The sequence below is a fragment of the Mesorhizobium sp. M0077 genome (assembly GCF_040322955.1).
Classification (GTDB): Bacteria; Pseudomonadota; Alphaproteobacteria; order Rhizobiales; family Rhizobiaceae; genus Mesorhizobium.
Genome location: NZ_JAMYUL010000007.1, coordinates 134541 through 149010, shown reverse-complemented (window position 1 = coordinate 149010; position 14470 = coordinate 134541). Strand labels below are relative to the sequence as shown.

Genomic DNA, 14470 nt, shown 5'->3' with positions numbered 1-14470 from the left:
GCCTGCTCGGTACCTTTAAGATTCGCCCGCCGGCCTGATCCTGATTCTGGCGATCCGGTTTTTGTCGCGCTTCATCACCACGAAGCGCTTGCCGTGGAAGGTGAAAGCCTGCTTTTCCTCGGGGATCGACTGCGTCTCGTGGATGACCAGGCCGGCAATGGTGGTCGCTTCCTCGTCAGGCAGGTTCCAGTCGAGCGCCCGGTTGAGATCGCGGATCGGCACGGTGCCGTCGACGACCACGGAACCGTCCGCCTCCTGCTTGACGCCCTGAATGTCGGCATCGTGCTCGTCGGCGATCTCGCCAACGATCTCCTCGATAATGTCCTCCAGCGTCACCAGCCCTTCGACCTCGCCATATTCGTCGACGACGATAGCGAAATGCGCCTTGGCACGCAGGAAGGCGTTGAGCTGTTCCTGCAGCGTGGTGGTGTCGGGCACGAACCAAGGCTTCGACGCGATCTTCATCACGTCGATCCGGGAAAAGTCGTTGCCGACCTCGTTCAGCGCTCGCAGCAGGTCCTTGGCGTGCAGCACGCCGACAATGTTGTCGAGAGAGCCTTTCCACAACGGCATGCGGGTGTGCGGGCTCTGCAGGATCTCGCGCACCACGGCTTCCGGCCCATTGTCGGCATTGACCGAGCGCATATTGGTGCGGTGGACCATGATGTCGGAGACTTCGAGCTCGGCGAGATCGAACAGCCCGCCGACACGGTCGCGGTCCTCACGCACCATCTGGCCGTCGCGGCGGAAATCGTCGACCGCGCCGCGCAACTCGTCCTGGGTCGAGCGCTGCGGCTCGATGCGCGACAACTCATAGCCGAACATGGCAAGCAGGCGCGTGCGCACGGCCAGGACAAGCAGGATGAGGATGGCAAGGACGGCGACGACGGTCCAGCCGGGCTCGTTGATCATCGCGGCCGGCTTTCCTGGCCCGGGTGGTTTTCGCTGAGGAACGAAAGCACTTCCGACGCCGGTACATCCTTGGCAATAAAAGCCTGGCCAACGCCGCGCGTCAGGATGAAGGTCAGCGCGCCGCGCGACACTTTCTTGTCCTGGGTGATGAAGCCAAGAAGCGCCTCGGCATCGGGCAACTCACCAGGGATGTCGGCCATCCGCCAGGGTAGACCGACGGCGCGAAGATGCGCCTCGACCCGCGCCGCGTCGTCCGGGCTGGCCAGATTGAGCCTTGCGGAAAAGCGGTGCGCCAGCGCCATGCCGATGGCGACGCCTTCGCCATGGACGAGGCGGGCGCCGTCATACTGTGTGGCGCCTTCCAGCGCATGGCCGAATGTGTGGCCAAGATTGAGCAGTGCGCGGTCGCCGGTTTCGAACTCGTCGCGGGCGACGACATCGGCCTTGGCGCGGCACGCCTCGGCAATGGCCTCGGTCCGCTCCGGTCCGCCAGCGAACACCTTTTCCCAGTTCGCTTCCAGCCAGGCGAAAAACGCCGGTCGGTCGATCAACCCGTATTTGGCAAGCTCGGCATAGCCGGCGCGAAATTCGCGGATCGGCAGCGTGTCGAGCACTTCGGTGTCGGCCAGCACCAGTTTCGGCTGGTGGAAGACACCGACCAGATTCTTGCCGCGCGGACTGTTGATGCCGGTTTTCCCGCCGACCGAGGAATCGACCTGCGCCAGCAGCGAGGTTGGAATCTGGACGAAATTCATGCCGCGGCGCACGATGCCGGCGGCAAAGCCGGTGAGGTCGCCGATGACGCCACCGCCGAGCGCAATGACGACATCGCCGCGCTCCAGCTTGGCGGCGAGCACGCCGTCGACCACCTCTTCGAGATGGGCAAAGCTCTTGGTCTTTTCGCCGGCCGGCAAAGTGATGACGGCAGGCTGGATGCCGCCTGTTTCCAGACCGGCCTTCAGCGCGTCGAGATGTGCCGCCGCGACATTGTCGTCGGTGACCACCGCCGCTCTCGTGCCGGGCAGGCGGCGCGAAATCTCGGCGCCGGCGCGCGCCAAAAGGCCGGGGCCGATCAGGATGTCATAGGCACGCTCGCCAAGGCCGACCTCGACAGTGACCGGTTCGCTCACAGCCGCACCTCGCCCGGCGCAGTCGGAGCCGGAATGCCGAAATGCCCGCACAGCGCGTCGACAACCTCGGTCGCAATGACCTCCTTGCGGTCGTCGCGTGTCGGCACCGTGATGTTGGACGTGGCATAGACCGGGTAGCGCTCGCCCATCAGCCGCTCGAGCACGGCGCGCGGATCGGCGCTTTTGAGCAACGGCCGGTTCTGCTTCTTGGACACGCGTTCCATCAACAGGTCGATCTCGGCCTTCAGCCACACCGACACGCCATGCCCGGCGATCGCTTCCCGCGTCTGCGCATTCATGAACGCGCCGCCGCCGGTCGACAGCACCTGCGGCCCACTCTCCAGCACGCGCAGGATGACGCGCTGCTCCAATGCCCGGAATTCGGTCTCGCCATAACGTTCGAACAGTTCCGGCACCGTCATGCGCGACACGGTTTCGATCTCCTGGTCGCTGTCGACGAAGGGCAGCGACAGCATCGTCGCCACCTTGCGGCCGATCGCCGTCTTGCCGGCGCCCATCAGGCCGACAAAGACGATCGAGCGGCTGCCCAGCCTGTCGAGCAGCGCGGCATGGCTATCGCCGGGAGGATTTGCTGGTAACGCGTTCATGAGACCATGCTGTTTCTAAGCCGTCTTTGCCGGCGTATCGACATCAAAAGCCCGTTTGCGTCAAGCATAGCGCCTTTCGCACGCAGAGCCCTTCGTCCTTGAATTGACGGAATTAGCGTCCCATAAGGACACGGGCTTGGAATCGCAGAGCAAGAAGACGGGCGAAGATTGATGCCGACACTGTTCCGCTTTGTCGTGACGATGATGATTCTTGCCGGCATTGCCTATGGTACGATGGTGGCGCTGGCGATGTTCGTCGAGCCGAAAAAAGCCGAAATCACCGTGCGCATCCCACCGGAAAAGCTGAACCCCAAGAAAAACTGACCCAAACTGACCCCTGGAACATGAACAGCGCGGCTCGCATCGAAGCCTTTCTCGAGATGATGAGCGCCGAACGCGGTGCCGCTGCAAACACGCTGTCTTCCTACCGCCGTGATCTCGAAGACGCTTCGCAGCAGATTGCCGGCGGGCTTGCCGCTGCCGCCGCAGCCGACATCCGCGCCTATCTCGACGATATCGCGGCGCGCGGCTTTGCGTCGACGTCGCAGGCGCGCAAACTGTCGGCGATCCGCCAGTTCTTCAAGTTTCTCTACGCCGAGGGCTTGCGCGGCGACGACCCGACCGGCACGCTGGACAGTCCGAAAAAGGGCCGGCCGCTGCCCAAGACGATGAGCGAGGCCGATACCGGTCGGCTGCTCGACCGTGCGGCGCTTGAGACAGGCGATGGCGTCAATGGCGACCGGGTGGCGGCACTGCGCCTGCACGCTTTGGTCGAGGTGCTCTATGCCACCGGCCTGCGCGTCTCCGAACTTGTTGGCCTGCCGGTGACCGTCGCCCAGCGCGACGACCGCTTCTTCATGGTGCGCGGCAAGGGCGACAAGGAGCGCATGGTGCCGCTGTCGGCCAAGGCCCGCATGGCGATGCGGGCATGGCTCACGGCCCGGGCGTCGGTGCCGGCTTTCGCCGACAGCCCGTTTCTGTTCCCGGCCGCCGGCGACAGCGGCTTTCTCTCCCGGCAGGTCTTTGCCCGCGACCTCAAAGGCCTTGCCGCGCGGGCCGGCATATCGGCGGCCAAAATTTCGCCGCATGTGCTGCGCCATGCTTTTGCCAGCCATCTCCTGCAGAACGGCGCCGATCTCAGGGCAGTGCAGCAGCTGCTCGGCCACGCCGATATCTCGACCACGCAGATTTACACGCACGTGCTGGAAGAGCGGTTGGTGCGGCTGGTCAACGATCATCATCCGCTTGCCGACTAGGCCTCATATCGCTATGTGAGGGCAACGTGCCCGCGCGGAGCCTACATCTGCGCGATGTTTGCCTTCCGACGCATCGGTCCGCTCAAGAATGTACAATTACCTCGATTTCGAAAAGCCGGTGCAGGACCTTGAACTCAAGATCCTCGAGCTGAAGAAGCTTGCCGAGAATGGCGAGGCGGTCGACGTCGGCGACGAAATCAGCCGGCTCGAGAAGCGCGTGCGCGACGCGCTGCGCGACATCTACAAGGCGCTGACGCCGTGGCAGAAGGTGCAGGTCGCGCGCCACACCGACAGGCCGCATTGCCTCGACTACATCAAGGGTCTGTTCAGCGATTTCACGCCGCTCGCCGGCGACCGCAATTTCGGCGAGGACCAGGCGATCATCGGCGGCTTCGCCCGCTTCCGCGGCGAACCGGTGGCCGTCATCGGTCAGGAAAAGGGCTCCGACACGGCGAGCCGGCTCAAGCACAATTTCGGCTCGGTGCGCCCTGAAGGCTACCGCAAGGCCGTGCGGCTGATGGAACTTGCCGACCGTTTCCAGATCCCACTTCTGACGCTGGTTGACACCGCCGGCGCCTACCCCGGCGTTGGCGCCGAGGAACGCGGCCAGGCTGAAGCCATCGCCCGCTCAACCTCGGCCTGCCTCGGCCTCAAAGTGCCATCGATTTCGGTTGTAATCGGCGAAGGCGGTTCGGGCGGCGCCATTGCGATCGCCACCGCCAACCGCGTCTACATGCTGGAACACGCCATCTATTCGGTGATCTCGCCGGAAGGCGCTGCCTCGATCCTGTGGCGCGACACCACGCGCTCGAAAGATGCGGCGACCAACATGAAGATCACCGCCCAGGACCTTCTGGAAATGAAGATCATCGACGCCATCATTGCCGAGCCGCTCGGCGGCGCCCAGCGCGCGCCCGAAACGGTGATCGCCGCCACCGGCGACCTCATCGCCAAGACGATGAAGGATTTTGCCGGCGCCAACACCGATTTTCGCGAACAGCGCCGCGAAAAATATCTGGCGATGGGCCGCAGCCTCTGATTTTTGCCGGCAGCGCACCGCAATGTGGCGTCAAGGAGCAATTTCGCCACAAAAATGCCGCCGCATTCGGCTCAATAAAAAATCCGTGACACCGAGCGAATTGCCGTGGGGGGCGCCTTCCGATGCTTGCGGTAAGGAATTTTCAAGGTTAACGGGCTTAGGGTCCGTCGGTGTTCAGCATGCAGGCCCGGGCGCTATCCGGCCGTGACGCGAGAAAAAGACATAGCCGTATCCATGTTTACCAAGCTTGCCCGCACTGGACTTCTGATCGCCGCGCTTGGCGTTGCCGGCTGCAACGATTCCTCGATGAAGAATTTTGCGCCGGAAGCCAGCAAGCCGCTGCCGGACAAGATCCTGGCCGACATGAAGGCCAAGGGCATGATCCGCACCTCGTCGGTGATGGCCCGCATCTTCAAGGAAGAAGGCAAGCTCGAAATCTGGAAGGCCAAGACCACCGGCCGCTACGAGATGGTCGCCAGCTACGACATCTGCAAATGGTCGGGCAAGCTCGGCCCAAAATACACCGAGGGCGACCGCCAGGCGCCGGAAGGTTTCTATACGGTCCGCCCGTCGCAGATGAATCCGCGCTCGAACTATCATCTGTCCTTCAACATCGGCTATCCCAACGCCTATGACCGTGCCAATGGCCGCACCGGCGCCAATCTGATGGTGCACGGCGCCTGCTCGTCGTCGGGCTGTTATTCGATGACCGATCCGCAGATCGAGCAGATCTACGCTTTTGGTCGCGATGCCTTCCAGGGCGGCCAGACCGAGTTCCAGATCCAGGCCTTCCCGTTCCGCATGACCGCCGCCAACATGGCGCGCTACCGCAACGACCCGAACTATGAGTTCTGGAAGATGCTGAAGGTCGGTTACGACAATTTCGAGATCACCAAGGTGCCACCGAAGGTCGATGTCTGCGACAAGCGCTATGTCTTCAACCAGGTGGCCCCCGAGGGCACGACATTCGATCCGACCGGCGCCTGCCCGGCGACCACGCAGCCGGATTCGCTGAAGAGCGCACTCAACGCCTATCAAAGCAGCTATGACGCGGCCTTCACCGGCGCGGTCAAAGCCAGCGTGCCGGCGCCCAAGCCGACCATTGCCGGCATCAAGGAAGCCGCCATCGTTTCCGAATGGTCGAAGCGCCGCGCCCGGGGCGAGCGCGTGCCGATCGAACCGCCGTCGCTGAATTCCGACGGCACGCTGACCGAGACGGCGCGCATGGGCCGCATCGATTCGCCCGCCGGCCGCAAGATGGCGGCGCTGGACGCAGAGAAGGAAGCCAAGCGCAAGGCCGAGGAACAGCGGGTTGCTGCCATCGAGGCTGCGAAAGCCGCCAAGGCCCAGGCACTGGCTGAAAAGCAAGCCGCAAAGGCCCAAGCGCTGGCCGAAAAGGAAGCAGCCAAGCAGGCCCCCCAGCAGCCGGTCGCCACTGCGAGCGTCGAGGCGGTGCCTGCAGAACCGCCGGCGGACGAAAGCCGGATGTCGAAGATCAAGAACAAGCTGCTAGGCATGTTCGGCGGCTGAGGTTTTTCGCCTTGCCGATGCATGTCGCCCAAAAGTGCGCAGCGGTTTTGGGACAAAGACATGCATGAAGACAAACAAACAAATCACACCGCGATCTATGACCTCAAGGGCCTGAACTGCCCCCTGCCCGTTCTCAAGGCGAAAAAACGCTTGGCGGCAATGCAGCCGGGCAGCCGGCTTTGGCTGGAGACCACCGACCCGCTGGCGGTCATCGACATCCCCGCCTTTTGCGCCGACGCTGGCCACCAGCTTGTTGAAACATCAGCCGTCAGCGGCGGCCACCGCTTCCTGGTCGAACGCGGCGCATAGCGAGCCTGACAATCAGCCCCCGGCTATCGCCAGCGGATTGCTCTCCAACGCCGCGCGATCCGGCGTGTCGATCGACGGCCGGTTGGTGAAGGCGGAAAACAGCCGGCGCACATAATCTTCCGGCATATCGAGCGTGATCAGCACCAGCCTGGTGCCGCGTTGGCCGTCCGGCCAGGCCAGCAGCCGCGCCGGCGGATGCAGGATCTTCTGCACCCCGTGGACGACAAGCGGCCGCGACGGGTCCTCCGCAAGCTCGATGACGCCCTTCATCCGCAAAAGCTTGTCGCCATGCGCAGAACGCAGCAGGTCGAGGAACATCTCGATCGCCGAAAACGGCACCGGGCCGTCATGGACCAGCGAGTAGGAGCGCACGCGGGAATCGTGGCGGTGGTGGTGCTCATGCTCGCCGTGGTCATGATCATGATGATGGTGGTGCTCATGGGCGGCTTCTTCGCCGAGCCAGCGCCGGACATCGGCGGATTTGGTCGCCGGATTGTAGAGGCCGCAATCGAACAGCGCCGTGACGCCGGTTCGGCCGTCGCCGGCGTCCAGCACCACGGCGCCTGGATTGAGCTGATGGAGTCGCGTTCGCAAAGCATCGACGTCGCCGGGATCGCTGGCCAGATCGACCTTGGTCAGCACGATGCGATCGGCGACCGCCACCTGCTTGACCGCCTCGACATGGCCGTCGAGCGTCGCATTGCCGTTGACCGCGTCGACCAGCGTGATGACGCCATCAAGTCGGAAGGCCTGCACAAGGGCGGGATGCGCCATGATCGACTGCAGCACCGGCGCCGGATCGGCGAGCCCGGTGGTTTCGACAACGACGCGGGCAAGGCGGGCGATACGGCCGGTCTGCAGCCGGTCGACGAGGTCAGCCAGCGTATCGACCAGTTCGCCGCGCACCGTGCAGCACAGACAGCCGTCGGACAACTGGATGATGCCGTCCGAGGCCTGCTCGACCAGCAGGTGGTCGATCGCCACCTCACCGAATTCGTTGATGATGACGGCCGTGTCGACCAGTGCCGGATCTTTGAGCAGCCGGTTGAGCAATGTCGTCTTGCCGGCGCCGAGGAAGCCGGTGACCACCGTGACGGGTATCGGAAAGCCAACCATCGCCTAGTTCGCGGCTTTGACCAGCTGGTCGCCCTGCACCGCGGTTGCCTGACCCACCACGGCCGGTTCGGCGCCCTTTGGCGCCGGAATGTCTGGCCGCCAGCTCGGCAGCGGCACATCGGCGTATTCCTGGCCGCCCTGGTCGCGCATCGCCTTCGGCGCCGGCCCGGTGGCGCCGCCGAGGCCGACTGCAACCAGCGTCGGCACGTGGTCGAGCTTTTCCTGATAGGGCGATTTCGGCACGTCGGCGCCCTTCGCGGCCACCGGCGGAGCCGCCTCGGACTGCTCGTGCGGCGCCTTCTTCCTGCAGATCTCATCATGCATGTCGTTGGGTGACATTGTATCGCCATAGGAAGGCATGGCCGCGACCGTGAGCCAGTTCGGGTCGGGCATGGCAAAGCCCTGGTCAAGCAGCCTGGCGGCGGTCTCGGCACGGCTGATCGCCGATTTTTCGCCGAGCACGACCGCGACCAGCGTGCGGCCATTGCGTGTCGCCGAGCCGATCATGTTGAAGCCCGAGGGACAGACGAACCCGGTTTTCATGCCGTCGGCGCCTGGATAGCGCCCGATCAAGAGATTGTAGTTGGAGATCGCCTTCTTGCCGACGGCAAGGCCTTCGATCGAGAACCAGGGGGCGTATTGCGGGAATTCCTTGCGGATCGCCATCACCAGCAGGGCAAGATCGCGCGCCGTCGTGTACTGCTCCGGCGAAAACAGGCCGTTCGGATTGACGAAATGCGTTCCGGTCATGCCAAGCCGCGCCGCCTCCGCATTCATGCGAACGGCGAATCCGGCCTGCGAGCCGCCTATGTTTTCGCCGATGGCCATGGCGATATCGTTGGCCGATTTGACCAGCATCATCTTCAACGCATTGTCGAGCCGCATCACCGAGCCCGGCTTGAAGCCCATCTTGCTCGGCGGTTCGCCCGCCGAATGCTTGGTCACCTTGATCGGTGAATCGAGCTGGACCTCGCCGGCGGCAATCGCCCGGAAGGTGACATAGGCGGTCATCAGCTTGCTCAGCGAAGCGGGATACCAGCGCTTGAAGGCGTCCTGGTGCTGCAGAACCTTGCCGCTGTTGAGGTCGAACAGGATCACCGGATTGGCCAAAGCTGGCCCAGCCAGCATAGGTAGCGCCAAGCCGCCCGTTAGCAGTAATTTGAGGATATGGCTGTGCCGCATCATGGAATCCGAAATCGCCTCTTGCCGTAGTCGCCCCTGGCTCCGTAAGATTTCGTTACGCGATGGCCAGCATGACCTGATCCGGCCCTCAATTTCCGGATCACATTGTCTGGGGTGCTATTTACCCTATGTGACGCCAAGATGGCAAAGTGCCAAGATGGCAACAAGCATGGCAATCACAATTGCAATCAAGCAGGCCAGATCGTCTGCTCCAACAGCGAGATGGAACCATTATGCCGATTCTCAACCGCGCCGCCGAGATGCAGGATGAAGTTGCCGGCTGGCGACGCCATCTGCACCAGACGCCAGAACTGAATTTCGATGTCTTCAAGACCGCCGCCTTCGTCACCGAGAAGCTGAAGGAATTCGGCTGCGACGACGTGGTGACGGGCCTCGGCAAGACCGGCGTGGTCGGCATCATCCATGGCCGCAAGGGGCAAGGCGCGACCATCGGCTTGCGCGCCGACATGGACGCGCTGCCGATCAACGAGATCACCGGCAAGCCCTATGCCTCGACCGTTCCCGGCAAAATGCACGCCTGTGGCCATGACGGCCATACGGCGATGCTTTTGGGCGCCGCCAAATATCTGACCGAAACGCGCAATTTCGCCGGTTCGGTCGCGGTTATCTTCCAGCCGGCCGAAGAGGGCGGCGGCGGCGGCAACGAGATGGTCAAGGACGGCATGATGGAGCGTTTCGACATTTCGCGCGTCTTTGGCATGCACAACATGCCGGGCCTGCCGGTGGGCCAGTTCGCCATCCGGCCGGGTCCCATCATGGCGGCGACCGCCGAGTTCACCATCACGGTCAAGGGCCGCGGCGGCCATGCGGCGATGCCGCACGGCACGATCGACCCGATCGTCATCACCAGCCAGCTGGTCGGCGCCCTGCAGACGGTCGCTTCGCGCAGCACCGATCCGGTCGAGGCCGTGGTGGTTTCGGTGACGAAATTCCACGCCGGCGACGCCTACAACGTCATTCCCGAGACCGCCGAGATTGCCGGCACGGTGCGCACACTGAAGAAAGAGATCGCCAAGAAATCGGAAGAGCGCATCCGCACCATCTGCGAAGGAATAGCCACCGCCTTCGGCGCGACGATCACTGTCGACTATGACGCCAACTATCCCGTGACCTTCAATCATCCGGAAGAAACGGTCTTTGCCGGCGATGTCGCGGCAAATGTCGCCGGCGACACCCAGGTCCACCGCGCCATCCAGCCGGTGATGGGCGGCGAAGACTTCTCCTACATGCTGGAAGCCCGACCTGGCGCCTTCATCTTCATCGGCAATGGCGAGACCGCCGGCCTCCATCATCCGGCCTACGACTTCAACGACGAAGTCATACCGCACGGCATGAGCTACTGGGTGAAACTGGCCGAAACGGCGCTGGCAGCCTGACCTGCCCCGACGAAAGGCCGGCCGATTAGCCTTCGGCCGGCCTCTTCATTGCCTTCGGCGAGCCTCTTGGCGAAACGATCGGAAGCGGCTATGTGTCGGGCCGCGTGGTCCCGTAGCTCAGTAGGATAGAGCGGCAGATTCCTAATCTGTAGGTCACAGGTTCGATTCCTGTCGGGATCACCACTCAACGAAACCAATCAGTTCTGGTGATCATGTCGCTTCCATGTTGCAAGCGGCTACCGTTGATTTCCAAGGGTTTCCTGCGAAACTCGGCCATTCCACGCGACATGTGGTGCGACATCAGAAGAGTAGTATGTCAGCGCCGCCGAACTGGCCGCAGCAGAGAGCGTCGTTTTTCAGTGATCTCAACCTATCCTATCATCGATATTGAAGCCGAGGCTGAGATCCCGGAGAGCCTAGGCACGAAAGAGAAATTCTGGGTAGCCCACGGCGAGAAACTGTGCCTTGTGAAATTTGGACGCCCGGATACCGGCGAGGATTGGGCGGAAAAGGTGGTTTGCGAACTCGCAACGCTCTTGGGACTATCCCATGCGCACTACGATTTGGCGACATTTGAAGGCAGACGATGCGTCATCACACCATCCCTCGTAGAGGAAGGCGGTCGTCTAATCCTAGGGAACGAACTGATCAACCAATCCACAAAAAGCGGAGATGGAACCCGAGAATACCTGCAGCGCGAGCACACTGTCGGGCGCGTGCTTGCTGCGCTCGCCGTTAGTCTCCGGCCCTTTTTTCGCACCGCATGGCACAATTTCATTGGCTATCTGCTTCTTGATGCTTGGACAGGCAACACTGATCGCCATCACGAAAATTGGGGTGTTATTCGATCTAGCGATGGAACAGTTCGTCTCGCACCGACATTCGATCATGCCTCCAGCCTGGGCAGGGAGTTATCGGACAAAGAGAGAGGAAGGCGTCTTGCGACCAACGACACCCGATACACGGTCGAAGCTTTCGCAAACCGAGCTCGCTCCGCCTTATTCGCTGAGGTGACGGATCGACGACCGTTGAGCACGATTGATGCGTTCGCGCTGACTGCTAGAGCAAATCGGAGCAGTCGCAACTATTGGCTTAAAAAGCTCGAATCCATTTCTGAAGCCTCCGTCACCGAGATTCTCGACATGGTGCCATCGCTTGTCATAAGTGATGCTCAAAAAGTGTTCGGCCTTCGCCTATTGTCAGCTAACAAGCGTAGACTGCTCGAACTGCGGGAGCGTGCCGGTGAGTGACGTTTTCTTCATCAATTGGCAGGACCCGGTCACTCGGCGATGGTATCCGGTGGCTAAGCTTCAACGAGCTTACGGGCAGTACATTTTTGCCTACACATTCGGAGCGTTGCACTCCCCTAACTTTTCGCCGTTCGCGGGGCTGACCGACCGAAACGCGGTCTATATCTCGAGTGAGCTTTTCCCGATTTTTGCGAACCGTGTGATGAACGAGCGAAGGCCCGAATTTGGCCAATACGCGCGTTGGTCCGGAATTCATGTTGATCAGAGTGCTGACCCACTGTTGCTCATGGCACGGATGGGAGGAGAACGAGCCACAGACACGCTTGAGGTTCATCCCGTCCCGGAGTTGAGTCCCAAAGGACACTACGAAACTGTCTTTTTTTGTCATGGTATGCGGCACGTGCTTGAGCAAGCTCAAGCTCGCACGCTCGCGCTTCGCCCTGGCGAACATTTGTTCCCAATGCTCGACATGCAAAATCCGTTCGATCCTAATGCTATCGCACTCAGATCGAGCGACCCGGCCGCCATGATTGGCTACTGTCCCCGCTATCTCGTTGGTGATCTGAAGAAGCTCGCCGCTGCGACTCAGAACTCCGTAAGACTCTCGGTTCGGCAGGTGAATGCAGATGCACCGGTTCAATTTAGACTTTTGTGCGAGCTAGTGAGCTGGTGGCCGCCAGGCTTTACGCCATGCGACGACGAGGAACATCGAACCATCGCACGCTTCCAGATCGAAGATCTGGACCCCGACCTCCATAAGCGCCTTCGCAATTTCTAGGCTTTGACCGTAGCTCGGCCGAAACGACAATCACGGGTACACTGAAGGGGCGTCTGATCGGAATGGATTTTGATTGGCAAAGCATCAACGCTTCAGGTTCGTTTGCCGAGCGCGACTACGTGACGAACAAGCTTTCGACGTGGATGCCCATTCTTGAACCGCTGCGGGACACGCCCCTTTCGGTTCTGGAAATTGGCTCCATGGAAGGTCGCTCTGCGCTTTTCTTTGCCAGCTATTTGCGAAAGCCGTCATCACCTGCGTCGATCCTTTCCACAAACGGGAGAAAAGGTTCGACAACAATCTGAAGCGCTTCGCCGATCGGGTCACGAAGGTTCGGGACTTCTCGCTGCCCGCGCTGATCAGGCTGCGCCAGGTAGGAGCGGAATTCGACTTGGTTTATATCGATGGTTGCCACCAGCGCGAAAGCGTCTTGATGGACAGCGTCCTGGCATGGGGATGCTCGAGTTTGGCGGCATGCTCATTTGGGACGACTACACCGACTACAAGGACGACAAGGCAAATTGGGAGCGTCCCACGTCCGCCGTCGATGGCTACCTGGTTGCCTACAGCCAGGAGTTTCAAGAGATATCGCGCACCAAACAACTCATAGTAAGGAAGACCGCCGATACACCGCGCTGCCCGGTAAAGGGGAAAGATCGGCTCACGCCGCCTCAGGAACTTTGTGCAATCCTTCCGGGGCTGGCTTTGAGGGCCACACGCCCGAAACCAACCACTCCAGCCACGTTCAGTCCGTGAGGCGCCCACGAAACAACGTGGTGCCGTCGGTCAGCTGCGACCTGGAGATATCCCGGAATCCAGCCTCGGTCATCCACGCGCGATACTGACCTTCTGTGTACGATTCGCCTGCGCGATAGAGGTTCAGGAAGGTGAGATTGAGAAAGACACCCTCAGGCGGGCCGAGGCGGTCGTCATCGACGACACCCCACCCCGCAATTGCGATCTCGCCTCCTTGGGTGAGGCAACGCGCCGCGTTCAGGATCGAACTCCGCGCCTGGTCCGGCGGCAGGACCTGGACGACGGCCTTCAGGATTGCCAAGTCATGCCGGCCGGTCGATGGCGCGACCGTTATGTCGCCTTCTTCGACAACCACATCGCCGGCACCGTATTCCGACAGGATCGCTGGTGCGACCGCCGCGACCGTCGGGAGTTCCATCAAAGTCGCCGCAATATGCGGCCATCGCTCGCGAAGACCGACCAGAATGGTCCCGGCGCCGCCGCCGATGTCGATCACCGAACTGACCGCCGAGAAGTCCAGTTCACGGGCGAGATTTCGGCCGAAAATCACCCCTCCCGGTGCGAGCATGCGGCTGAAGGCCGCTGCGGATTCTGGCCCCGCTTCGGAAAAGTCGTGCAGCGCGGCCGGCCGGTTCTGCCGCAGCGACTCTGCGGTCAAAAGGTCGGCTCCCCAGAGTTCGCGCAGCAGCACATGATCGCCGCCGCGATAGGTCGGCTTGGACGCGTCAAGAAACTCCGACGCTTCGGCTCCGTTGCGAAACTGACCATCCTCGACCTCGAGGAGACCGATGCTGGCGAGCGCGTAGAGGAGCCGCGACAGACGAGCGGGCTCGACTTTGAGCGCTGCCCCAAGGCTGTCGGCAGTCGCAGCATCGCCGCCGAGCCAGGTGAAGATGCCAAGGTCCAGCCCGGCACGAAGCGCCAAGGCGGGGGGCACCCCTGCGATCAGCTTGTCGATCCGATCGGAATCCACCATGTCATATCCCGTTGTGCGATCCAGGATCGACTTTGAACAGCTCGGCCAACCTCGTCAAATCAGTTCGCCAGCGCGCCGCTCTCCGCGTCGAGCAGGTTCAGCTTGGCGGTATCGGGTTCGACGTAAAGGGTATCTCCGGGGCCAGCGCTGATCCTACCAGCGCCCGCGACCGTTGTGCGCCGGCCCGGCATACCTCAAAAATCCGGCTGTGATAATGGCTGGTCGCGCCTT

At 62.0% G+C, this 14470-nt stretch carries 16 protein-coding genes, 1 tRNA gene and 1 pseudogene; 12 read left to right on the top strand and 6 right to left on the bottom strand.

Annotated features, from left to right (window positions below; all coding sequences use genetic code 11):
• Positions 1–15: 15 nt before the first annotated feature.
• The 3 genes from NKJ57_RS16270 to NKJ57_RS16260 are packed head-to-tail and all read right to left on the bottom strand — an operon-like array spanning position 16 to position 2650.
• Positions 16–912 (bottom strand): HlyC/CorC family transporter, encoded by an 897-nt coding sequence (locus NKJ57_RS16270; RefSeq protein WP_352511834.1) that lies wholly within the window; start codon positions 910–912, stop codon positions 16–18.
• Positions 909–2042 (bottom strand): 3-dehydroquinate synthase, encoded by a 1134-nt coding sequence (gene aroB / locus NKJ57_RS16265; protein ID WP_352511836.1) that lies wholly within the window; start codon positions 2040–2042, stop codon positions 909–911. The genes NKJ57_RS16270 and aroB overlap by 4 nt, the downstream gene beginning before the upstream one ends.
• A complete protein-coding gene (locus tag NKJ57_RS16260; protein ID WP_023670667.1) occupies positions 2039–2650 on the bottom strand; it encodes a shikimate kinase in 612 nt (203 codons plus the stop codon). The genes aroB and NKJ57_RS16260 overlap by 4 nt, the downstream gene beginning before the upstream one ends.
• Positions 2651–2821: 171 nt before the next feature.
• On the opposite strand from NKJ57_RS16260, the gene NKJ57_RS16255 reads away from it, so the two are divergent.
• The 5 genes from NKJ57_RS16255 (at position 2822) to NKJ57_RS16235 (ending at position 6784) form a co-directional block, all read left to right on the top strand.
• The gene (locus NKJ57_RS16255; protein WP_023670666.1) at positions 2822–2974 is read left to right on the top strand and encodes a hypothetical protein; all 153 of its coding nucleotides are present in this window, start codon (positions 2822–2824) and stop codon (positions 2972–2974) included.
• Positions 2975–2994: 20 nt separating this feature from the next.
• Positions 2995–3906, top strand: a complete 912-nt coding sequence (locus NKJ57_RS16250) for a site-specific tyrosine recombinase XerD (protein WP_286439652.1) — start codon at positions 2995–2997, stop codon at positions 3904–3906.
• A gap of 88 nt (positions 3907–3994) precedes the next feature.
• Positions 3995–4945, top strand: a complete 951-nt coding sequence (locus NKJ57_RS16245) for an acetyl-CoA carboxylase carboxyltransferase subunit alpha (protein ID WP_023685389.1) — start codon at positions 3995–3997, stop codon at positions 4943–4945.
• 234 nt (positions 4946–5179) lie between these two features.
• Positions 5180–6475, top strand: coding sequence for a L,D-transpeptidase family protein (locus tag NKJ57_RS16240; RefSeq protein ID WP_352498132.1), 1296 nt, complete (start codon positions 5180–5182; stop codon positions 6473–6475).
• A 60-nt stretch (positions 6476–6535) separates the two neighbouring features.
• Positions 6536–6784: a sulfurtransferase TusA family protein gene (locus NKJ57_RS16235; protein WP_027050749.1), complete on the top strand. Its 249-nt coding sequence runs from the start codon at positions 6536–6538 to the stop codon at positions 6782–6784.
• Between the two features lie 12 nt (positions 6785–6796).
• Here the strand turns inward: NKJ57_RS16235 and NKJ57_RS16230 are convergent, their stop codons facing one another.
• Together NKJ57_RS16230 and NKJ57_RS16225 are read right to left on the bottom strand one after the other, a co-directional pair.
• Complete coding sequence (locus tag NKJ57_RS16230; RefSeq protein WP_352511838.1) at positions 6797–7900, bottom strand: CobW family GTP-binding protein; 1104 nt, start codon at positions 7898–7900, stop codon at positions 6797–6799.
• 3 nt (positions 7901–7903) lie between these two features.
• Entirely contained in the window at positions 7904–9082 is a 1179-nt protein-coding gene (locus NKJ57_RS16225) for a D-alanyl-D-alanine carboxypeptidase family protein (RefSeq protein ID WP_352459792.1), read from the bottom strand.
• Positions 9083–9315: 233 nt separating this feature from the next.
• Here NKJ57_RS16225 and NKJ57_RS16220 point away from each other — a divergent pair, with 233 nt between their 5' ends.
• The 7 genes and pseudogenes from NKJ57_RS16220 to NKJ57_RS16190 all read left to right on the top strand — a co-directional run bounded on the left by NKJ57_RS16220 (position 9316) and on the right by NKJ57_RS16190 (position 13263).
• Positions 9316–10479: a M20 aminoacylase family protein gene (locus NKJ57_RS16220; protein ID WP_023714991.1), complete on the top strand. Its 1164-nt coding sequence runs from the start codon at positions 9316–9318 to the stop codon at positions 10477–10479.
• A 106-nt stretch (positions 10480–10585) separates the two neighbouring features.
• A tRNA-Arg gene (locus NKJ57_RS16215) sits at positions 10586–10662 on the top strand.
• A 176-nt stretch (positions 10663–10838) separates the two neighbouring features.
• A complete protein-coding gene (locus NKJ57_RS16210) occupies positions 10839–11729 on the top strand; it encodes a HipA domain-containing protein (protein WP_352511839.1) in 891 nt (296 codons plus the stop codon).
• Positions 11722–12507: an HIRAN domain-containing protein gene (locus NKJ57_RS16205; RefSeq protein ID WP_352511841.1), complete on the top strand. Its 786-nt coding sequence runs from the start codon at positions 11722–11724 to the stop codon at positions 12505–12507. Before NKJ57_RS16210 ends, NKJ57_RS16205 begins: the two co-directional genes overlap by 8 nt.
• Positions 12508–12569: 62 nt before the next feature.
• Positions 12570–12812 (top strand): hypothetical protein, encoded by a 243-nt coding sequence (locus tag NKJ57_RS16200; RefSeq protein ID WP_352511842.1) that lies wholly within the window; start codon positions 12570–12572, stop codon positions 12810–12812.
• Positions 12758–12901, top strand: a pseudogene (locus NKJ57_RS16195) (hypothetical protein); the annotation flags it as partial. The gene NKJ57_RS16200 and the pseudogene NKJ57_RS16195, both read left to right, overlap by 55 nt.
• Before the next feature lie 56 nt (positions 12902–12957).
• Positions 12958–13263, top strand: a complete 306-nt coding sequence (locus NKJ57_RS16190; protein WP_352511843.1) for a hypothetical protein — start codon at positions 12958–12960, stop codon at positions 13261–13263.
• Here the strand turns inward: NKJ57_RS16190 and NKJ57_RS16185 are convergent.
• Complete coding sequence (locus NKJ57_RS16185) at positions 13253–14239, bottom strand: methyltransferase (protein WP_352511844.1); 987 nt, start codon at positions 14237–14239, stop codon at positions 13253–13255. The genes NKJ57_RS16190 and NKJ57_RS16185 overlap by 11 nt on opposite strands.
• Positions 14240–14470 lie beyond the last annotated feature (231 nt).